Annotated in this window: 14 protein-coding genes; all 14 read left to right on the forward strand. The window is 36.7% G+C overall.

Annotated elements, in window-relative coordinates:
* Window positions 1–560: 560 nt before the first annotated feature.
* The 14 genes from RE409_RS00885 (at window position 561) to manA (ending at window position 22,746) form a co-directional block, all read left to right on the forward strand.
* Window positions 561–3,278, forward strand: coding sequence for an alpha-mannosidase (locus RE409_RS00885; RefSeq protein WP_309558371.1), 2,718 nt, complete (start codon window positions 561–563; stop codon window positions 3,276–3,278).
* A 5-nt stretch (window positions 3,279–3,283) separates the two neighbouring features.
* On the forward strand, window positions 3,284–4,612 hold the full coding sequence (locus RE409_RS00890) for a glycoside hydrolase family 125 protein (protein ID WP_201188210.1): 1,329 nt from the start codon (window positions 3,284–3,286) through the stop codon (window positions 4,610–4,612).
* A gap of 75 nt (window positions 4,613–4,687) precedes the next feature.
* Window positions 4,688–7,345, forward strand: a complete 2,658-nt coding sequence (locus RE409_RS00895; protein ID WP_309558372.1) for an endo-beta-N-acetylglucosaminidase — start codon at window positions 4,688–4,690, stop codon at window positions 7,343–7,345.
* Window positions 7,346–7,412: 67 nt separating this feature from the next.
* Window positions 7,413–8,057 (forward strand): YesL family protein, encoded by a 645-nt coding sequence (locus tag RE409_RS00900; RefSeq protein WP_201188212.1) that lies wholly within the window; start codon window positions 7,413–7,415, stop codon window positions 8,055–8,057.
* A 20-nt stretch (window positions 8,058–8,077) separates the two neighbouring features.
* A complete protein-coding gene (locus RE409_RS00905) occupies window positions 8,078–11,212 on the forward strand; it encodes an alpha-mannosidase (RefSeq protein WP_309558373.1) in 3,135 nt (1,044 codons plus the stop codon).
* 154 nt (window positions 11,213–11,366) lie between these two features.
* Complete coding sequence (locus RE409_RS00910; RefSeq protein ID WP_309558374.1) at window positions 11,367–13,187, forward strand: sensor histidine kinase; 1,821 nt, start codon at window positions 11,367–11,369, stop codon at window positions 13,185–13,187.
* Window position 13,188: 1 nt separating this feature from the next.
* Window positions 13,189–14,694 (forward strand): response regulator transcription factor, encoded by a 1,506-nt coding sequence (locus tag RE409_RS00915; RefSeq protein WP_201188217.1) that lies wholly within the window; start codon window positions 13,189–13,191, stop codon window positions 14,692–14,694.
* A 255-nt stretch (window positions 14,695–14,949) separates the two neighbouring features.
* On the forward strand, window positions 14,950–15,834 hold the full coding sequence (locus RE409_RS00920; protein WP_053349096.1) for an ABC transporter permease: 885 nt from the start codon (window positions 14,950–14,952) through the stop codon (window positions 15,832–15,834).
* A gap of 189 nt (window positions 15,835–16,023) precedes the next feature.
* Window positions 16,024–16,878, forward strand: a complete 855-nt coding sequence (locus tag RE409_RS00925; RefSeq protein WP_053349095.1) for a carbohydrate ABC transporter permease — start codon at window positions 16,024–16,026, stop codon at window positions 16,876–16,878.
* A 39-nt stretch (window positions 16,879–16,917) separates the two neighbouring features.
* Window positions 16,918–18,372 carry an ABC transporter substrate-binding protein gene (locus RE409_RS00930; protein ID WP_201188219.1) on the forward strand — a complete coding sequence of 485 codons (1,455 nt, stop codon included), beginning with the start codon at window positions 16,918–16,920 and terminating at the stop codon, window positions 18,370–18,372.
* Between the two features lie 75 nt (window positions 18,373–18,447).
* Window positions 18,448–19,854, forward strand: coding sequence for a glycoside hydrolase family 1 protein (locus tag RE409_RS00935; RefSeq protein WP_309558376.1), 1,407 nt, complete (start codon window positions 18,448–18,450; stop codon window positions 19,852–19,854).
* 61 nt (window positions 19,855–19,915) lie between these two features.
* A complete protein-coding gene (locus tag RE409_RS00940) occupies window positions 19,916–20,815 on the forward strand; it encodes an ROK family protein (protein ID WP_201188223.1) in 900 nt (299 codons plus the stop codon).
* A 24-nt stretch (window positions 20,816–20,839) separates the two neighbouring features.
* The gene (locus RE409_RS00945; protein ID WP_309558378.1) at window positions 20,840–21,733 is read left to right on the forward strand and encodes an ROK family protein; all 894 of its coding nucleotides are present in this window, start codon (window positions 20,840–20,842) and stop codon (window positions 21,731–21,733) included.
* A 62-nt stretch (window positions 21,734–21,795) separates the two neighbouring features.
* Entirely contained in the window at window positions 21,796–22,746 is a 951-nt protein-coding gene (manA, locus tag RE409_RS00950) for a mannose-6-phosphate isomerase, class I (RefSeq protein ID WP_201188226.1), read from the forward strand.
* Window positions 22,747–23,333: the final 587 nt, after the last annotated feature.

A 23,333-nucleotide genomic window follows, 5' to 3' on the forward strand; every position in this document is an offset into this window, starting at 1 on the left:
TGAAGAAAAGTAGAAGAAGGCGATTGTACATGAAAACTGGTATAGGCATGATATTGGAGCAACGAATATAGCGATTGACTTTGTACAAGAGGATGGAGACGTCCTACCAGCACATGAATTTCCGACCCAAGTAAAATACCAGGTTATACGCTACCAACTTGAGTGTATCGTGTGTAAAAGAATTCAATGCAACAATTCCTAACCATTACAGGAATCGGTATAGGTGCTCCGGGTCAGCTAGATTCGAAACAAGTGAAGGTACTAAATCCACACAATCTAAATCGTGGCATGGTTATCCTATAGTACAAAATATTGATAGCGCTTTCCTAATGCCGATCTAGCTATTCAAGTATTAAATCCTTAGCTGTTCGTATTAGGTGGTGGTGCCATCATCGAACAGCCAGCATTTTATTAATGGCTAGTAGAAAATAACCAATTACCTTTTACACCAAGATAGCTAATTACTGAAGTTAGAAAAAGCGTCATGGTACATTGACGGGAATAAAGGGTGCTGCGGCTACTATCCTGTCGAAGGATTTGAGATATAGGAGGGAAACAAAATGGAATTTAAGACTACTGCGCATATTATTTCTCACTCCCACTGGGATCGGGAATGGTATATGCCTTTTGAAAAGCATCGGTACCACTTAGTGAAGTTGATGGATACACTTATCGATTTGTTTGAAAAGGGGGAAGATTTTCAGAGCTTTCACTTGGATGGACAAATGATTATTTTAGAAGATTATTTCCAAATTCGTCCTGATAAAAAAGAATTGATTAAGAAGCTAGTACAAGAAAAAAAGCTTCATATCGGTCCTTGGTATGTGTTACAGGACGCATTTTTAACAAGCTCGGAAGCGAATGTCAGAAATATGTTGTATGGGTTACAAGCTGCAAAGGAATACGGTGTTGTGTCAAAGGTAGGGTACTTCCCAGATACATTTGGCATTTACGGTCAAGCACCTCAATTGCTTCAGCAAGCTAATATTAAAACTGCTGCGTTTGGGAGAGGTGTAAAACCAACCGGATTTAATAATATGGTGAGCGATGCGAAAACATTTGAATCGCCATATTCAGAACTTAAGTGGAAGTCGCCAGATGGATCGGCGGTGCTTGGTGTTTTGTTTGCGAATTGGTATTCAAACGGCAATGAAGTACCAGTGGATAGAGAGAGTGCGAAAAAATATTGGGAAACAAAACTAGCTGATGCTAAGAAATATTCTTCAACACCAAATCTTCTTTTCATGAATGGTTGTGATCATCAGCCAATTCAAGTGGATATAGGAGAAGCAATCAAGGTGGCTGAAGAACTTTTTCCAGATATCACGTTTGTACACTCTAATTTTGATGATTATATGGAAGTACTTCAGGAATCATTACCAGAACAACTCCAGACGATTACCGGTGAACTGCGGAATCAACGTACAGATGGGTGGTCAACTCTTGTAAATACAGCCTCTGCCCGCATCTATTTAAAGCAGATGAATCAAAAGTGTCAAACACTTTTAGAAAAAGTGGCTGAGCCACTATCCGTTTTTTCCTATTTTCTTGGTCATGAATATCCACGTGATTATTTACGATATGCATGGAAAACTTTGATGGAAAACCATCCACATGACAGTATTTGCGGTTGTAGTGTAGATGAAGTACATCGAGAAATGGTAACTCGTTTTGAGAAGGTTCAGCAGACTGCATCAACTATTATCGAGGAGAAGGCCAATGAAGTTGTATCTCATATTTCAACGAAACAAAGTGTTGTTGATGAGGATATGATTCCAGTTGTTGTTTTTAACACATCAGGAAATACACGAGATGTGGTTATCGAAAAGGAAGTTGAGCTAGAAAAAGTCTATTTTTCAGATATGCCTTTTTCAGAGATTCCAGATTTCCTTGGTTCGAAGGATTTACTTGATATTAATTTGGTTGATAAAAGTGGTAAGGTACATGTTTGTAAAACAAAGGACATTGGTACCCGTTTTGGATATGAGTTACCAGGAGATGGTTTCCGACGTCCCTATTATGCAAGAATTATCAAATTAACATTCCTAGCTCAATCTCTTCCGGGCTATGGATATAAAACATTTTATATCAAACCGGCCAAGGAAACGAAGTTGAATGAACAGCCATCGATTAATCAATGTGCTCGTGAATTGGAGAATGAATTTGTTCATTTGTTTGTTCATGAAAATGGTTCGTATACATTGACTGACAAACAGACTGGGAAAGTATTCGAAAATCTAGGAATCTATGAAAATAGCGGGGACATTGGTAACGAATATATGTTTAGGAAGCCAAATGGTGAGGTTCCACTTACAACGAAAGATTTGAAAGCGGAGATAAGAGTAGTTGAAGACCATTCATTACGTTCCGTTATAGAACTTGTTCATGAGTGGAAGATTCCAAAAGAGGCTGATGAACAATTTCAACGAGAAAAGGAACTATTAGTTTGGCATAAGGACCGGCTATCAGGTCGATCTTCTGAAAATGTAACAATTCGTTTAACTACTCATATTCAGTTAGATCAAAAAGCGAAGGGGCCTTCTGTTAAGGTTACAATTGAAAACCAAGCAAAGGATCATCGTCTACGTGTTCTTTTTCCAACTAATCTAAGTACGAATGAACACTATGCAGACAGTATTTTTGAAGTGGCAAAACGTCCTAATATACCTGAAAGAGAGTGGGACAATCCTAGTTTCGATCATCACCAACAGGCTTTTGTAAGTGTAACAGATGGAAAGCATGGGATGACAATTGCGAATAAAGGATTACATGAGTATGAAATCCTTGAGGAACAACAAACAATAGCCGTTACGATTCTCCGTTCAACTTCTGAGTTAGGGGATTGGGGTCTATTTTCAACACCAGAGGCTCAATGTATTGGAACGTACCAAGCAGAATGGATGGTTATCCCTCACAAAGGTACAGTGGTTGAGTCAGAAGTATTCAAAGAGGCGTATGACTTCCAAGTGCCTGTGATTGCTGTACAAACAGATGTACATGAAGGGTTACTTCCAACCGAAAAGACATTTTTTACTTGGGAAGGTAAATCATTAGCAATCTCTTCTATCAAATTAGCGGAGGAAAGAGATGATGTAATTGCTCGATGGTTTAACACATCTGAAAAAGAAACAAGGGTAATTGCTCAACCAATGCAAGGTACAAATAGCTATAAGAGTACTATCGTTGAGAATGTGAAAGAGCCGTTTGAAAATTCGCAAATTCAAGAAAAAGTAAAACCGTTTGAAATTATTAGCCTTGGTTGGCAAGTGAAGGAGTGAAGGTAATGAACACTGAGAAAACAATCCCACAATCACTATCTTATTTAATCGAAAAGGTGAAGAAGAATTTCCCTGAAGATAAAAAGCTTCATGAGATGTTTGAACAATGTTTTGTTAATACGTATGAAACAACACTAAAGCCACAAGAAGATGGAACAACATTTGTCATTACAGGTGATATACCAGCTATGTGGTTAAGAGATTCAGCTGCCCAAGTACGTCCATATTTACTTGCTGCTGAAAAGGACGAAGAAATGGCGAAATTAATTGAAGGTGTTGTTCGTCGTCAAATGAGCTATATCGTTCATGACCCATATGCAAATGCATTCAATGAAACCGCTAATGGAAAAGGCCATCAAGATGATAAAACTGATATGTCCCCAATGACATGGGAACGTAAATATGAAATTGACTCACTTTGCTATCCAATTCAGCTTTCTTATCTTTTGTGGAAATCAACTGGAAGAACGTCCTACTTTGATGACACATTTGTAAAAGCATTGAACAAGATTTTGCATGTCTGGAAAGTGGAACAAAATCATGAGGATGAATCACCATATAGCTTTGAAAGAATGGATGTAAGACAATCAGATACTCTGAACAGGGATGGGAAAGGATCTAAAACTGTGAGAACAGGAATGACTTGGAGTGGATTTAGACCAAGTGATGATGCTTGTTTATATGGTTATTTAGTACCTGCAAATATGTTTGCGGTAGTAGTGCTAGGTTATGCATCAGAGATTTGTAGAGAAGTTTTAAAGGATGAAAGTCTTGCAAAGCAATGTGAGCAACTAGCTTCTGAGATAAAAGCAGGAATAGAAGAATATGCAGTGTTAGAACATCCGATTTATGGAGATTTATATGTCTATGAAACGGATGGAATGGGAAGATATCATCTTATGGATGATGCGAACATCCCTAGTTTACTAGCGGCTCCCTATCTGGGCTGGTGCCAATTTGATGATAAAACCTATCAGAATACTCGCGGCTTTTTATTAAGTAGAGATAATCCTTACTTTTATGAAGGAAAAGTGGCCAATGGAATTGGGAGTCCTCATACACCCGATCATTATATATGGCATATTGCATTAGCAATTGAGGGGATGACATCTACAGATGCTTCTGATAAAAAGAGAATTTTGGAAGAGATGAAGCAATCGGATGGCGGAACTGGATTTATGCATGAGGGCTTTAATTCAGACCAACCAGAAGAATTTACGAGAGAGTGGTTCTCATGGGCGAATTCGATGTTTAGTGAATTTGTATTAAGTTTATGTGGTTTTGCAGTTAAAGGTAGTCCGCTTTATAAAAAGCTACAAGAAAACAATATCTAAGTTAAGACACAGTACCGCATCTTGGTTGTTACAGAGGATGGATAAAATGATCTTACTAACAGGGGTGGGAATTTGTTGAAAATAAGCTATGGTCTTGTCACTGCGTTCTTAGGTTTGCTTTTAGTTTGTGTACTTCCGATTACGGGTTTTGCAAAACAGCCGGAATCATCTTATTGGTATCCTGAAACATTATTAAAGTGGAGTCCAGAAAATGATTCTGATGCTGTATATAACAAAAGTACTGTTCCATTAGCTGATAGAGAAGTTGTTTTCAATGTGAATGAAACATCTCAGTCAGAAGCTAAATTGGTTGCATTATCGGCATTAAATTCCAACACAAGCGGGGTTCCATCTCAAGGCGGAAATAAATTTTTTGCAAATACATTTAGCTACTGGCAGTACGTTGATTTAATGGTGTATTGGGCGGGTTCTGCTGGAGAAGGAATTATTACTCCTCCAAGCGCTGATGTGATTGATGCTTCTCATAAAAATGGCGTTCCAATCTTAGGTACTATTTTCTTTCCTCCAATAACGTACGGAGGACAAGCGAAATGGGTAGACCAAATGCTTACACAGCGTGAGGATGGGTCATTTCCTGCTGCTGACAAACTTTTAGAGGTTGCTAAATATTACGGATTTGACGGCTGGTTTATCAACCAAGAAACAGCAGGTGGAAATAATGAGACTGCACAAAAAACGAAAAAGTTTTTAAAATATCTACAAGGCAATAAGCAAGAAGACATGCACATTATGTGGTATGACTCAATGGTAGAAAACGGATCAATTAACTGGCAAAATCACTTAACAGATCGTAATAAAATGTTCTTACAAGATGGTAATGACAGAATTTCCGACAGTATGTTTTTAAATTTCTGGTGGACGAATCAACAATCTTCTCATGATAAGGCATTGGAAATTGGTAGAAGTCCATATGACCTATATACTGGCATTGATGTAGAAGCAAATGGAACTAAGACAAACATTCCTTGGAATGGCATTTTCCCAGAAGGACAAAAACCTTTGACTTCCTTAGGGATTTACCGTCCAGACTGGGCTTTTAAAACAACTGAAACAATGGAAGCGTTCTATCAGAAAGAACAAGAATTCTGGACTGGAAAAGCTGGGGATCATCGCAAGACTGGTGAAAATGGAAACTGGAAAGGGATGGCTCACTATTTTACTGCAAAAACGGTAATTCAAGAGCTTCCGTTTGTAACACATTTTAATACAGGTAGTGGGAAATTCTTTGCAGTAGGTGGTTCTACACAAAGTATAAAAGAATGGAATAACCGTAGTTTACAAGATATTTTACCAACATGGCGCTGGTTAAAGGATAGCAAAGGGGAGCCTCTAAATGTTGATTTCGATTGGGATACAGCATTTTACGGTGGTAGCTCTTTGAAGGTTTATGGTAACCTAACGAAAAAAAATGCGACACATGTGAAGCTTTATAAAACGAATCTACCAGTTGAAAAGGATACTGAGATTTCTGTAACTTACAAAACTGATGTGAAAAAGCCTAACATGAAGCTTGGTGTAAGCTTTGTGGATCAACCCGATGATTTTGTGTTTTTTGATGTGAAGAAAAAGAGTCGAGATCAATGGATGGAAGAAACATTTAAATTAAACAAATATAAGGGAAAAAAAATTGCAACTATTTCTCTATTCTTCGAGAGTGATGATGCAATAAAAGATTATCAAATCAACATCGGAGAAATTAAAGTTACAAATAAACATAACGATAAAGAGGTCCCAGCTATACCAACGAAAGCTAAGGTGAAAAATCCAACTTTCTCGAAGGGACTATATGCTGATTTAGATTTATCATGGGAGTCAGTGGAAGGTGATATTCAGCATTATGAAATTTATCGCGACCTTCCTAAAGGTAAAAAAGAATTTATCGGAGCAGTTCCAAACGATGCATACTACATTTCGAATTTACGAAGAAGTGGTAAGGAAACAGCAACTACCCTAGAAATCGTAGCTGTAACTACTGATTTTGTTCGAGGTAAAGCTGCGAAGGTAATGTTTAAATGGCCTGCATACCCACAACCAAAGGCAGACTTTAGCGTAAGTCAAACAGTCGCAGCACCAGGTGAAGAAATCCAATTTTTCAACAATTCATCTGAAGCGACAGAAGAAGTTGAATGGCAGATTGAAGGTGGTACACCTTTAGTAAGTACTGAGAAAAATCCAGTTGTAAGGTATGAAGAAGAAGGAGTGTACTCAGTTACCCTAATCGCTAAAAATAGCGAAGGGGAGGATGTCCTTACAAAAGAGGGATTTATTACAATTTCAAAGGATGCAAAAAACATTACTAACGTTGCACTGGACAAAACTGCAACTGCTAGTGGACAATGCGCCCCTTCTGAAGGACCAAAGTACGCGATTGATGGAATCGTGACGAATAATAGTAAATGGTGTGCAATTGGTGCAAATCATTGGTTAGAAGTCGATTTCGGTGAGGCGTTTCATCTATCAAAGTTTGTTGTCAAACATGCTGAAGCGGGTGGAGAGCCAGCCGCCTTTAATACGAGGGCATTCACGATCGAGGTAAGTCTTGACGGTGAAAATTGGACGAACGCAGTAACTGTCACAAATAATACAGATGCTATCTCAGAACATGCCATTACAACGACAGAAGCTCGATATATTCGCTTTTCTGTCCAACAACCAACTCAAGGTGGAGATCAAGCAATTAGAATATTTGAAGTCGAAGCATATGGATATTAAGTAATATGATAATCGGAAAGGGGTTTTTCCCCCTTTCCTTTTATCATATTGGTAGGGGATGAAAAACATGGGGAGAATGTTACAAGAAGTAAGTGAATGGATCGTTAGGTTAGTATGGACGAATATTCTTTGGTTTGTATTTATTGTAGCTGGATTAGGTGTTTTTGGGATTATGCCGGCGACTGTTGCTTTATTTGCTGTTACACGAAAGTGGAAGATGAAGGACCTGGATGTTTCCTTATTGAAAACATTTAAAGAAACCTTTAAAAAAGAGTTTGTCCGTTCAAATTGTATTGGGCTGATTTATGCAGTAATTGGCTTTTTTTTATATGTCGATTTAAGAATTGCTGAAAGCATGGAAGGAACGTTTTCCGTTATTCTTTATGTCTTTATTAGCTTTATCATTCTTTTATATTTGAATGCTATTGTTCACTTTTTCCCTCTGTATGTACATTATCATTACTCAATAAAGGATTACATAAAACAATCATTTATTATTTCACTTATTAGTCCTTTTTCTACATTAATGATTTGTATTGGTTTGTTTTTTATTGGCTATTTAATCACGAATATGCCGGGACTTATACCATTTATTTCAGGTGTACTACCTGCATATTGGATTATGAATGTTTGTATAAAAAGGTTTAAAACTCTAGAACAACAGCAATCACAAGTAAATGAACATATGAAGATCGAGGAAAGTATAAATTAATATAAAAATGGGGGATTTATATGTTTTTAGTAGAAAGAAAGCTAGAAGCAAGAATACAAGAATTGGCGCAGTACCGCTATCGTGATGGAATTGAGATTGGTCAGTTTAGTACGATTGAGGATGAGGGTGTAGTAGGCACATATCCTCCTATAGAAAAGGGTGAATCGACTTTACAACTAAGAGACCAATGGACGGGGCGAGACCGGTATCTTTGGCTACATGCAGATGTTCAACTTCCGACGGAATGGGCAAATAGAAAAGTAGTTGGTTTATTTGACTTTGGACGTACAGGCGGAGGAAATAATTCTGGATTTGAATCATTATTATTCTTAAATGGGAATCCATACCAAGGTGTTGATTCTAACCATCAGGAAGTATTTTTTCCACCAACCGAAATAGGAAACACTGTTCAATTAGATTTCAGACTTTGGTCTGGACTTGAAGGTGGTGGAGAGCCAAAGGAGCAAATTTATACACTTGAGATGGCCCAATTGGCTTGGTTAGACGAGGCTGTAGATGATTTATATTATACATCCCTAGCAGCGTGGCAAACAATTAAAGAACTTGGTGATGACCGACCAGAAAAACATGCAATTATAAAAGCGTTGAATCAAGCTTTTATGAAAATAAATTGGAGTAAACCAGGTAATGAAGCATTTTTTAGTAGTTGTGAGATTGCTAGTGTGGAATTAAATAAAAGTCTTAACGAAATCGAAAAACATCATCCTGTGACCATTCATTGTGTTGGTCATACACATATTGATGTTGCATGGCTATGGCGTTTAAAACATACACGTGAAAAGGCTGCTCGATCTTTTTCTACTGTTTTAAGATTAATGGAACAATATCCTGAATATTATTTTCTCCAAACACAGCCACAGTTATATGAATATATTAAAGAAGACTACCCAGAAATCTATGAAAATATTAAAAAGCGTGTAAAAGAAGGTCGTTGGGAAACTGAGGGTGCAATGTGGTTAGAAGCAGATTGTAATATTCCAAGCGGGGAATCACTAGTGAGACAAATTTTGTACGGGAAGGAATTCTTTAAAAGGGAATTTGAGGTAGATTGCAAGTATCTATGGCTGCCAGATGTATTTGGGTATTGCTGGGCACTTCCACAAATTTTGAAAAAGTCAGGAATCGATACATTTATGACCACTAAAATAAGTTGGAATCAGTACAATCGTATGCCAAATGATACTTTTAAATGGCGTGGAATTGATGGGACAGAAATCCTAACTCATTTTGTAACCACTCCTGAACCTTGGAATTCGGAAGATTCATGGTTTTATACATATAATGGGCTGATTACCGCAAAGACTGTAAACGGTACATGGAATTCATACCGGAATAAAGATGTTAACCAAGATTTACTTCTTTCCTATGGGTATGGTGATGGGGGTGGAGGAGTCAATCGAGAGATGATAGAGCTTCGTCGCAGATTTGAGAATATGCCAGGACTGCCAAAAGTAAAAACGACAAAAGCTGGAGAGTACTTCCAAAAGTTACACGAAAATATTGAGAATTCAAATGAGTATGTCCACACTTGGGACGGTGAATTGTACCTTGAATACCACAGGGGGACCTATACAAGTCAAGCATATACAAAACGAATGAATCGTAAACTCGAGTTGAGTTATAGGGAGTCGGAATGGTTGTCTGTGTGGAACTCTCTAATGTCTTCATGGGCGAAATATCCTAAGCAACAGCTTGATGAAGGTTGGAAGATTATTTTGCGAAATCAATTCCATGATATTATTCCTGGTTCATCCATTAAGGAAGTATATGAAGATGCAAAAGTGGAATATAAACAAGCAGAAGATATACAACTCGAAATTGATCAGAATAATTTCAATGAGTTTATTGAACCTAAGCATGGAACGTATACAGTCTTCAATGCAACTAGTTGGCAAGATCAACAAAGTGTATTCATCCCATACGATCAAACGAATGATGTGGTTGGAGGATGGACATCAGGTTCAGGTGAAATTCTAAATAGCCAACGAACTGAAAATGGTTGGTTAGTTGAATTAGAGGAGACCAAACAATTTGGTGCAGTAGAAATTCAATTCAAACAAGATCCTATGGTAGAAAATAAAACACCATTTCTTATTAAGGGAATGTTGTTAGAAACACCTTTTTATCAAGTTGAATGGAATAACTCCCTGCAACTGACTCGTATATTTGATAAGGAAGCTAGGCGTGAAGTACTAGCACAACAGGAAAAAGGAAACACCATTCAAATTTTTGAAGATAAACCATTAGCACACGATGCGTGGGATATTGATTTGTATTACCAAGAAAAAATGGAGGAAATCCGTGATGTAGTATCAAGTGAAGTTGTTGAAAATGGTCCGCTTCGTATTGTCATCCGGACGAAATGGAAGTATCAAAATTCTTTGGTTGAACAAGATATGATTTTCTATGCTCAAAATAGACGTATTGATTTTAAAACAAAAGTGGATTGGCATGAGCAACGTAAGTTAATGAAGGTAGCATTCCCAATTGATATTCGTTCTACCGAAGCAACTTATGATATTCAATTTGGTAATGTTAAGAGACCGACACATTGGAATACGAGCTGGGATATGGCACGATTTGAAACAGTTGGACATCAGTGGGCAGACCTTTCTGAAACAGGGTACGGAGTGAGTTTGTTAAATGATTGCAAATACGGGTATGACATTAAGGACCAAACGATTCGCTTATCCTTGCTAAAAGCAGCAATCTACCCTGATCCAACCGCAGATCAAGGAGAACACGAGTTTACGTATTCACTGCTACCTCATCAGGGAGATTGGAGAGTTGGGCAAACAGTAAAGCAAGCTTGGTTTTTAAATAATCAATTGAAAGTAGTAAAAGGTGGATTTTCACCAGAAGAAAGCTCGTTTATGAATCTGAATAACGATCATGTTAAGGTCGATGCGATAAAGAAAAAAGAGGGTGATGACGCAGTAATTATTCGCCTTCATGAGTATGAAGGGCGACGCGGAAATGTCTTGATTGAATTCCCAAGAAACGTTAAAGAATGGTATGAAACAAACTTGATGGAACAAGTTGATAGCAAGAAACAAACCGAACAAATCGACTTAGAAATAAAACCGTATGAAATTAAAACAATACTAGTCTATTTTCATGATGAAATAAGATAATACATTATAAACTATTTATCCCACTGTCGGGCAGTGAATCAACTTCACTTTCCGGCAGGAAATACAGTAAAATAGTAGTTGAGTTAGTAAATCTGCAGGGAAGGATATAAGGGATGTTCTTGAGTTAGTAAGTCATCATGGGAGGATATAAAGGATGTTCTTGAGTAATATAATAAGGCGGCGGCTAACGAATAAGGTGTTTAGCAAAATTTTAATCACTTATTCCGTAACAATCCTTCTTACAATGTTTCTATTACTACTTGTATTATCACGCTATTATACAGAAGTTATTATTCAGAAAGAAATGGACGCAAGTACAGAAACACTAGAAAGGGTCGAATCTTATCTCCAGCAAAAAGATGAGCATGTACAATATGTTATGCAAGAATTATATTTAAAAACAGATCTGATTTATAATGATATTGCATTTGCATTACAGCATGATTATGATTCATATCTTGCGTATCGACTAGATAAGTACAGTGAAAACTCTTCATTTATTCCGAACAACCTTAATACATTTTTCCAAGCGTATTTTAGTCAAGACCCTGATATCAATGCAGTGCGTTTAAAAAGTGCAAGCCCCGGTACAGAGTATGAATATATAAATAGCCACTATAGATGGAATAAATATATGGATAGGAGAGAGCAAAAGAAAGGGACTCAGGAAGATATAGCTGTTCATCCTCAAGACTTGCAACTTAAGCAAGTTGAGTGGGAGCAAGAAAGGAGTATCTTCAACAATATTCAAATATCTCGTTCCATTAATGATCCTGCGACCCTTAAGAAATTAGGGGATCTGACGGTTTTTTATGATACAGCGGGAATTCAAGATTTGATTCGTTTGAGGAAATCCCAATTTAAAGGAACAGTTCATATTTTTCAACGTAATGGGGATTATCTTTACTCGTCAGACGATGGTACCATTCCAGTACCATTGAAAGATATATCATTTGAAACGAGCTTTAAGAAAATAAAGTGGAAGGGAAAAAACTACTATATTAATACATTGGCTGATGACCACAGGGGCTACTTATATGTAGGTTTCATGCCTGAGGATGATATTAAGAAAATAACGATTGTTCATAGGTATATGTTATTATCTACAGTTTTACTTTCCTGTATAGCAATTGCTGTAACCTATTTTGCGATGAGATCTTATTCTAGAAGAATTAATAAAATAGAAACTGCCATTCACGAAGTTCGAGATGGAAACTTGCAAATTAGAATACCTGATAGTAGAGAAAAAGACGAGTTAACAGCCATATCAGAAAGTTTCAATGATATGTTAGATGATCTAAACATGTATATTAAAGATGTATATGTTTTAAATATCCGCCAAAGAGAGGCTGAAATGAAAGCGCTTCAGTCACAAATTCAGCCGCATTTTCTATATAATACATTGGAAGCTATTCGCATGAAAGCTATAGCTGACGGATCTAAACCAACTAGTAATATGATTTATAGTTTAGGACAATTATTTCGTTATTCTTTAAGTAGTAGAGAAATCGTTCAAATTTCTGATGAAATCCAACATGTTAAGGAGTATATAGGTCTAAATCAGATTAGATATTCTAACCGCTTACACGTAACGTACGAGATTCCAGAAAATTGTTTAGACGAAAAAATTCTCAAATTTACCCTTCAACCCCTTATTGAAAATTATTTGATTCATGGCTTCCGAAAAGAAACAAATAATAATGAATTACTAATAAAAGTTCAAAGAATTCATCGGGAAATAGAAATAATAATAAAAGACAATGGGAGAGGTATTCCAATAGATAAACTATTGGCTATTCAAACTAAATTATTAGAAGGAACTACCACCTCTGAGGGCTCAATCGGGCTGAGTAATGTTCATCAAAGAATACAATTAAAATACGGACAAAATTATGGAATTCAGATTAGTAGTAATGAAGGAGAAGAAACTATTGTAGAAGTTAGAATTCCAGCAGCTAGGAGGGAACAGATATAACATGTATAACGTATTTTTAGTAGATGATGAACCATTTATTATTGAAGGCATGAGAGCATTGGTACCTTGGGAAGATTATGGACTAAAAGTTGTTGGTGAAGCTTCTAATGGTAGTGAGGCTATTAAAAAGTTAGAAACGTGTCATGTTGATATATTATTAACTGATATAATGATGCCCATAATGGATGGATTAGAGTTAATTAGTACGTTGAAAGAACGTCATCCTAATACAAAATATATTGTTTTATCTGGATACGAAGAATTTGAATATGTGAAAAAGGGTATGAAGCTAGGAATCGAAAATTATCTTTTAAAGCCTGTCAATGAGCAAGAACTCATTTCAACATTGGAAAATAGTATAGAGAAACTTGAGAAATCTACAAATAATGAGGAAGCCTATACTATTTTAAGAGATAATACGATTTGGCGATGTCTTAATCAAGACATCGATGCAAAAGAATGGCGTGAAAGAGTAGAGTTGTATAGTTTGGAGTTCGATGGTCAGAATCTAGCTGTTGTTTTAATGCAAATATCAGATGGCGAACATGAAAACTCTTCCTTTTTTAGAAAAAGAGTAGAGGAGTTATTTCAGTCTGTCTGTATTATTAATCCAGATGGCGAACTTATCCTTTTAGTTTCGTTTAATTGTGAAGATGGCCTTAAGAAAAAACTAGATGAATTGAACATGCTATTTGCTGGATATGTTTCTGGAAAGTATCATATTAATGTTGGATCATTTGTTTGCTCCACAAGTGAATTGTATAAGAGCTATCAACGTGCAAAAGAGTTATCTAGCTATCGATTAGTACTCAAAGAAAGTGGACTCATAACAGATGAATTAACAAAGCAGTATACGCAAGCAAGCCTTTCTACTTCGAATGAATTGGATGATCTAAAGAGATATATTGTTGGCTCAGAACAGGAAAAGGCGTTTTTGTGGATCAAAGGTGCCTTCGATGAGATTAATAAATCTACTAAAAAGGTTGCTCCAACTATTATTAGAGGGTTCGCTATTGAAATAGTTACGTCTATCCAAAAAGATGTATCGTCACATGCAAATGATCAAACAGTAGGTATTGTAAAGCGAATCTTAGAGGCCTATTCAATTGGAATTTTAGTTGACATTCTTATTGATTTTATCGAAGGAATTTTTAGAACATTGGAACAAAAGCCGGAGCATCGAAGTCCTATTATTCAAAGCGTGGTGCAATATATTCAAGAACATTTTTATGAGGAACTTTCTTTGAAAACATTAAGCTATAAATTTCATATAAATTCGATTTACTTAGGACAACTTTTCCAGAAAGAAACTGGCTTAGTTTTCTCTGAGTATATTAATCATTTAAGACTCGAAAAAGCAAAGCAATTGTTGAGAGGGACACATTTAAAGGCTGGAATAATTGGAAAACAAGTTGGCTATTCGGATTCTGCTTATTTTTATAAACAGTTTAAGAAGGCGGTGGGGATTACACCATCAGCATGGAGAACAATGAATATCAAATCTTGATATCCCGTTATTCGGGATTTTTTTTGTTTTGAGGAGCGTCTCTGATCCTAAAAGAATCAAAAAATGATGAAAAATGCTGTATTAACTATCGAATGTTTAATAAGTACAGTAAATCTTAATATTGTTAACTTTATACATTTTTGACTTTTTCTTAATATAGAGATGTAAGGGTTTTCAATATAAGGGAGGAGGGGCTTTGTGAATCGTATCAAGAGTTTTTTCCAAGATGTTTATAAGAATCGTGTGTGGCTCCTCATGGTTTTACCAGGAACCATTTGGCTATTGTTATTTTCATATCTTCCGATGTTTGGAACTGTCATTGCCTTTAAAAATTTCCGATATGATCCGAATGGTTTTTTTGCAAGTATCCTAAATAGTGAGTGGGTTGCCTTTGAAAACTTCAAGTTTTTATTTAATACAAATGACGCCTGGATCATTACAAGAAATACGGTTCTATATAATTTAGTCTTTATCGTTGTTGGGCTTATATTAGCAGTGTTTGTGGCAATTGTTCTAAGTGAGCTCGCAAATAAGAGATTGTCTAAAATTTACCAAACAGGAATGCTGTTTCCACACTTTTTATCATGGGTTGTTGTTAGTTATTTCGTATTCACGTTTCTAAGCGTGGATAGAGGTCTACTTAATAATATACTTCTATGGTTTGGAGTAGAAGACCCTATATCGTGGTATAACGAAGCAAAATATTGGCCTGTTATTATCGTTCTAACAAGTATGTGGAAGGGCGTTGGTTATGGAAGTATTGTTTATTTAGCAGCTATAGTTGGGATTGATAAAAACTATTACGAAGCCGCTATGATAGATGGTGCAAATAAGTGGCAACAAATTCGTAATATTACGATTCCGATGATAACACCGCTCATTGTTATTTTAACCATTTTAAACGTTGGTAGAATTTTTAGTGCAGACTTTGGTCTGTTTTTTCAGGTTCCTCGTGATTCAGGTCCGTTATATTCAGTAACAAACGTTATAGATACTTATGTATACCGAGGGATAACGACAATGGGGGACATTAGTATGAGTACTGCCGCTGGTCTTTACCAATCAATTGTTGGATTTGCATTAGTAATGCTGACAAATTATCTTGTTCAGAAGGTTGATAAAGAATATGCCCTATTTTAAAAAAACGAGAGAGAAAGGAGGGTGGCCGCAGTTTTGTGGCAAAATACAATGATAACAAATCAAAATAGCTCTCAACCTACTCCATTAAATAAAGGGAATGCTCAAAACCAAGTGAATCAACCAAACAAAAAAAGTAAGCGTAAGAAAAAGTACACACCACATGGTCTAAGTGGGTTTCCTAATCTTTTAATGAACATTTTGTTAGGGTCATTTTCTATAATGTGTATCTTTCCATTTCTATATGTAATCGTCATCTCTTTAACTGATGAAAAAACCTTAGCGCGAAATGGATATCAGCTTCTACCTGAAATATGGAGTTTTGAAGCATATCGATACTTGTGGCAAATGAAGGATCAATTACTTCAATCTTATACTATAACGATTGTAGTAACGGTGCTTGGTACACTTGTCAGTGTAATAATGATTTCTTTATATGCCTACGCTATTTCTAGAAAGCAATTCAAATATCGCGGTTTCTTTACTTTTATTGCATTCTTTACAATGCTTTTTAGTGGAGGACTAATTCCTTTCTATATAGTAGCAACACAGTTTTTACATCTACGTAACTCTATTTGGGCATTGATATTACCACTTGCAATGAATGCATTCTACATTCTAATTATGAGAACCTTTTTCCAAAGGTCTGTACCTGAATCCATTTTGGAATCGGCTAGAATTGATGGAGCAAGTGAATTACGAATCTTTGTCAAAATTGTTGCTCCACTTTCATTACCAGGTCTTGCAACTATTGCCCTTTTTAGTACATTGGGTTACTGGAATGATTGGTTTAATGCACTGTTGTTCATTGATGAACCGCACTTGGTGCCACTGCAATCAATGCTGATGAAAATTGAAAACAACATAGAATTTTTAAGGCAAAATTCGTTAGCTGGCGGTATACAAAATGATTTATTAAGTGCAATACCTCAAGATGCTGCAAAAATGGCAATGGTTGTTATTTCAACTTTGCCAATAGCAATTGCATATCCATTTTTCCAAAAATACTTTGTTAGTGGATTGACAATCGGTGGGGTTAAGGAATAATTGCTTTTTGAAATAAACAAATAAAAGGGGGGAGTTAAAATGAATAAGAAGTTAGCTATTATTCTAGTACTCTTATTAAGTTTATCTACATTTTTAGCTGCATGTAGTGGAGGGAATTCAGATAAAACGAGCGGAAGTAAAGCTGGTGAAGAAAAACCTTATGAAATTACGTGGTACACGATTGGGACACCTCAAAAAGATGTCGATAAAGTAATGGAGGAAGTAAGTAAATACACGAAAGAGAAAATTAACGCAACCGTTAAAATGAGACAAATTGACTGGGGCGATTATGATCAAAAAATGCAAGTTATGATTGCTTCAGGTGAATCATTTGATATTGCCTATACTGCAGGTGGAAACTATGTGTTAAATGCACAAAAAGGAGCATTTAAAGACCTAAATGAACTTCTTGACACACATGGAAAAGAATTAAAAGCAACAATTGATCCAGCGTACTTAGAAGGGGCTAAAATTGATGGAAAGCTTTACGGTATTCCTTCTAACAAAGAAGTAGGTCAGCAAAGTGTGTACGTATTTAATAAGGATATAGTCGATAAATACAATATGGATATTTCAAGCATTAACTCTTTAGAAGACTTGAAACCTTTATTGCAGACAGTTAAAGAAAATGAGCCAGACTTTACACCAATTGCAACTTTCAAACCGTATTTACCATTTGATTATGTATTAGAAGATGAATTGCCGTTTGCGTTTCCTCTAGAAGGAGATAAAGGAAAGGTAGTTAATATCTTTGAATCAGATATTATGATGGAAACGTTAAAAACAATGCACGAATTCTATAAAGCTGGTTATATAAAAGCGGATGCAGCAACAAGTACAGATCCATGGCCGTTAGAGGTACAAAACTGGTTCGTGCGTAAAGAAATGTACCAGCCATATGCGGAATTAATATGGTCTCGTTCTGCAGGTTATAATGTAGCCGTTCAACCAATGCATGATCCGATTACATTTAACAACTCTGTAACAGGGGCTATTCAAGCTATCTCAGCAACTTCCAAACATCCAGAGAAGGCTATGGCGTTCTTAAATCTATTAAATACAGATCCATACCTTCGTAATTTAATTGATAGAGGTATTGAAGGTGTGCATTATGAAGAGGTCGATAACGGTAAAATTAAAGACCTTCCAGCTCGTGTAGAAAGCTACAACATGCCAAGTTACTCTCTAGGAAACCATTTCATTCTTAAGTTATATGAAAATGATCCTGAAGATAAATGGGATGCGTTCAAAAAATTCAATGATGCTTCTGTTCAAGCACCAACCTTAGGTTTCTATTTTGATACAAATCCTGTTCGTACAGAGATCGCAGCAATTGCAAACGTTGCGAATGAATATGCACCTCCGCTATTAACTGGCAGTGTTGACCCTGAGGAATATCTACCAAAGGCTAATAAGAAGTTTAAAGAAGCTGGATTAGATAAAGTGCTTGCAGAAATTCAAAAACAATATGATGAGTGGAAGAAAAATAACTAATAGATCTCATTCAGAAGGCAAAGTCGGAAACTTAATTTTCCGACTGCTTTCTTTTAAGGGAAGGCAGGATTGAAAATGAGTACAGAAGTAGAAAAGAATATTTACATGTTTCCGAAAGACTTTTGGTGGGGATCTGCATCATCTGCAACACAAATGGAAGGATTTTCAGGGGCAGGTGGTAAAGGGAAGAATATATGGGACTACTGGTATGAAACAGAACCGAATCGTTTTTACCAGGGTATTGGACCTAATAACACTTCACTGTTTTATACGAATTTTATTGACGATATTCAGCTCATGAAAGAAACGGGACATAACAGTTTTCGATTTTCTATCTCGTGGTCCCGCATGTTTCCAAAGGGGCGTGGAGAAATAAATCCAAAGGCGATTGACTTTTATAATACCGTCATTAACACCTTACTAGAAAATGAGATTGAGCCTTTTGTGAATCTCTATCATTTTGACATGCCTATGGCTATGCAAGAAGAGGGTGGTTGGGAAAGCCGCTCAGTAGTTGATGCGTATGTGGAATATGCGTCTACTTGTTTTGAGAACTTTGGAGACCGTGTGATGAAATGGTTCACACATAATGAGCCAATCGTACCTGTTGAATGCGGTTATTTATATGGACATCATTATCCAGCATTTTGTGATTTTGGAAAGGCTGTTCAAGTTGGGTTCCATTCTGTATTAGCCTCCGCAAAAGCAATTAAGGCATACCATGATAAAGAGCTAGGAGGAAAGATTGGAATTATACTGAATGTTACTCCCTCGTATCCAAGGAGTAATCACCCTGCTGACTTAGATGCTGCTGAAAAAGCGGATTTGCTATTTAACCGTTCCTTTCTAGATCCATCTGTCAAAGGAACTTTTCCTGAGAAGCTAATTGACATGTTGCGGGTAGAAAACTTTTTACCTAAGTATTTAACTGAAGATTTGGATATTATTCGTGAAAATACAGTTGACCTTTTAGGGATTAATTACTACCAACCACGAAGAGTTAAGGCGAAGGAAAACATCCCAAATCCAAATGCTCCATTCATGCCAGAACGGTACTTTGATAATTATGACATGCCAGGGAAAAAGGTGAACCCATACAGAGGCTGGGAGATTTATGAAAAGGGTGTCTACGATATTTTAAAAAACATCCAAGAAAACTATGGGAATATTGAATGTTTCATATCGGAAAGCGGTATGGGAGTTGAAGCAGAAGAACGCTTTAAGGATGAGAGTGGAATGATTCAGGATGATTATCGAATTACCTTTTACGAAGATCATTTAAAGTGGATACATAAAGCACTAAACGAAGGTGCCAATGTAAAAGGGTATCATGTATGGACATTTATGGATAACTGGTCATGGTTAAATTCATATAAGAACCGATACGGACTAGTAGAAGTAGATTTAAATAGAAACTTCAAGCGCACAATCAAGAAATCAGGTAAATGGTTCAAAGAATTATCTGAAAACAACGGTTATTGATTATTAGAAGAGCGCTACTAAGTATTTGTTCTATCAGAATATCACGAAGGAAGTGAAGGGAATGGACAAGTATCTTCTTGGCATTGATTTGGGTGGAACAAACTTGAGAATTGCCGTTGTAACATTGGAAGGCAAACTTATAGAAGAGGTCAATGTAAAAACGGAAAGTGACAAAGGACCCCATCATGTCATCGATAACATGATTAAAATATGCGAGGGGCTGTTACAGAAAAGAAAAATTGAAGCAATAGGAATCGGAGCTCCGGGTCCTTTAGATTCAAAGCAAGGTATTATTTTAAGCCCTCCCAATTTACCTGGGTGGGATGAGGTTCCTTTAGCTCTAATGTTAGAAAAAGCTTTAGAGAAAAAAGTAGTGCTCGATAATGATGCCAACGCAGCTGCTTTAGCGGAAGCAACGATTGGGGCAGGCAAAGGAAAAGAATCTGTTTTTTATATGACGATCAGTACAGGAATCGGCGGAGGATATGTATATCGCAATCAGTTGATTCAAGGTGCTAATTTCTGTGCGGGGGAAGTTGGCAACATGATGGTTAATCGAGATGGTCCAACGCATTATATTCTGAATATTGGCTCTTTGGAATCTTTGGCAAGCGGTACAGCTGTGCATCGTCTCGGAAAAGAAAAGTTAGGTATAACAGGACATGCGGGAGAAGTGTTTACTTTGGCGATGAACGGCCAGCAAGAAGCGGAAGCGATAGTTGATACCATGCTAACTTATTTGGCAAAAGGAATCTCCAATATTGTTCATACAATTGACCCGCACATGATTGTGTTAGGCGGGGGGGTCATGCAATCAAGAGAGTATATAATGCCGATTCTTCTTGAAAAAGTAAATGATTACTTATATCCACAGTTACGTAATAGGGTACAAATTGAATGTGCCTCGTTAGGAACAAAAGCTGGTGTTATCGGCGCGGCTCTGTTGACACAGCAAGCATAGTTCCAGTAAGTGAAGGGGATGACAATGAAAGCTTACATGGTGTTTGATTTTGGCGGAACTTATATAAAGTATGCGGTAATGGATGACAAATCAAAGAAACTGGAATGCGGGAAGATTCCAACTCCTAAAGAAGGATTAGATATATTTTTAGATCACATTACCGAAATAGTTAAACATTATTCGGAGTCATTTGAAATTCAAGGTATCGCTTTAAGTTCGCCCGGTGCCGTAGACGTGGAAACAGGGTTTATTGGTGGGGCAAGTGCAATTCCCTTTATACATGGAGTAAACATGACAAGCTTACTAAAGGAACGAACAGGTCTGGAGGTGTCAGTTGAAAATGATGCAAACTGCGCGGCTTTGGCAGAAGGTTGGTTAGGTGCAGCGAAGGAAACTGATTTCTACATTTGTATTGTAATTGGTACAGGAATTGGCGGGGGAATTGTGATTAACCAATCTATTTTACGTGGAGCTACCCTTCACGGAGGTGAGTTTGGGTACATGATAATGGGAGAATCATGTAAGAGCCCTCTACAATCAACTTGGAGCAAAGTTGCATCGACAAATTCACTTGTAGAAGAAGTCGAAATGAGAAAATCTCTAGTAAGGGGAACGTTGGACGGAGAAGAAATATTTCGATTGGCGGAAGCAGGAGACTCCATTGCGAATGAATGCATTGCCAACCTATATAAGAAGCTGGCAATAGGAATCTATAATTTGAAGTATGTACTAGATCCTAACAAGATCCTAATTGGCGGGGGAATCAGCAAGCGACCGGATGTAATTGAAGGCATAAATAATGAATTGGCACAATTGAAGGATGATATCTCTACATTGGATATTACGGTTGAAGCTTGTAAATTTGATAACGATGCAAACTTAATTGGAGCCTTATTTCATTTCTTGAATCGGAAATAGGGAGTATTTTACAAAAAATGATATTCTCTTTTACTTATACTAATAAAGAAAGGAATAGAAAAATGAATGATACACCATTATTTTTAAAACCGGTTTTTCAAGAACGTATTTGGGGTGGAACAGCTCTTTATGACCGTTTTGGCTATGAAATCCCATCAGCAATTACAGGAGAATGCTGGGCAATTTCTGCCCATCCAAACGGCCTGAGTCTTATTGAAAATGGTAAGTTTCAAGGTAAATCATTAAAAGAAGTATGGGAAAATCACCATGAGTTGTTTGGAAACTATAAGAGTGAGAAATTTCCGCTTCTTATAAAGATTTTGGATGCGAATGAAGAATTGTCTGTACAAGTACATCCAAATGATGATTATGCCAACGAGCATGAAAATGGCGAGTACGGTAAAACGGAATGTTGGTACATCATTGATTGTGATCAAGATGCTGAATTAGTGTTTGGACATCATGCTAAAACAAAAGAAGAAGTACGAGAAATGATTCAAAGTGGAAATTGGGAGAGGTTTTTACGTAAAGTTACCATTAGACCTGGTGATTTTTTCTACGTACCAAGTGGAACCGTTCATGCCTTATGTAATGGGACGTTGGTGTTAGAAACACAACAAAGCTCAGATACAACATACCGAGTTTATGATTATGACCGTATAGATAATCAAGGGAGTAAACGTGAGCTGCATTTAGAAAAAGCAATGGGCGTCATTAATGCACCTCATATTGATACCAATATCGCTCCTAAAATAGAAAAGCGAGAAGGTGTAGAAGTTACAAAGTTTGTACAAAATCACTTTTTCTCTGTTAATAAATGGGATGTGAATGGAGAAGCGACATTTCAGCAAAATCAAGCGTTTATGCTTGTAAGCATCATCGATGGGGAAGGAAGATTGTTGAAAGGCAGTGAAGGTTACACAATAAGAAAAGGAGCTCATTTTATTTTGCCGTATAAATATGGTGAATTTATCTTAAAGGGGAATATGAAGCTTATTGTATCACACCCTTAGACCTCATCCGGCTCTGTTGCGGAAAACGATTAATAGAAACATAGATTCACTTTGCACCACGTTCCAGCTTTAAAAAGAGACGTAAGTTTTACCATCTATCTTTTTATTGGTTTCTGTCATACACGGAAAAAAGAATTGCAGAGAGCTGTGTGAGTATGAAAAATTCAAATTTCTTCTGCTATCTTGCTTGCATCTGTGTCCTTCTTTTAAGCGGCTGCTGGAATCAACATTATTTAAAAGATACCGACGGAAAAATATTAAATTATCCGAACTTCTAACGGATGAAGTTAATGATGCAATTAAATAAATCTGAAAATTCTGACATTGTTCAAGTTGGGATACATATAATGGCTTTACATCATGATGCTTGGGTGGGATAATATTCCAATGTTAACTTTAATGTAAAAGTAAATGCTGGATTTTTCAAACATAGAATTACTTATTAACCAGTTGAAGATCCTTTAAGAATACAAAGCTATTGTTAGGTAGTGGAAAGCATGAATGAAGTACAGGGGACTTATAAAAGAGTTTTAGCGACGCTAGCAGTGAGCGACCCGCGGTGGCAAGGATAGCCTCGAGAAGCAACC

The organism is Peribacillus sp. R9-11 (assembly GCF_031345095.1).
In the GTDB taxonomy this organism is placed as follows: Bacteria; Bacillota; Bacilli; order Bacillales; family DSM-1321; genus Peribacillus; species Peribacillus butanolivorans.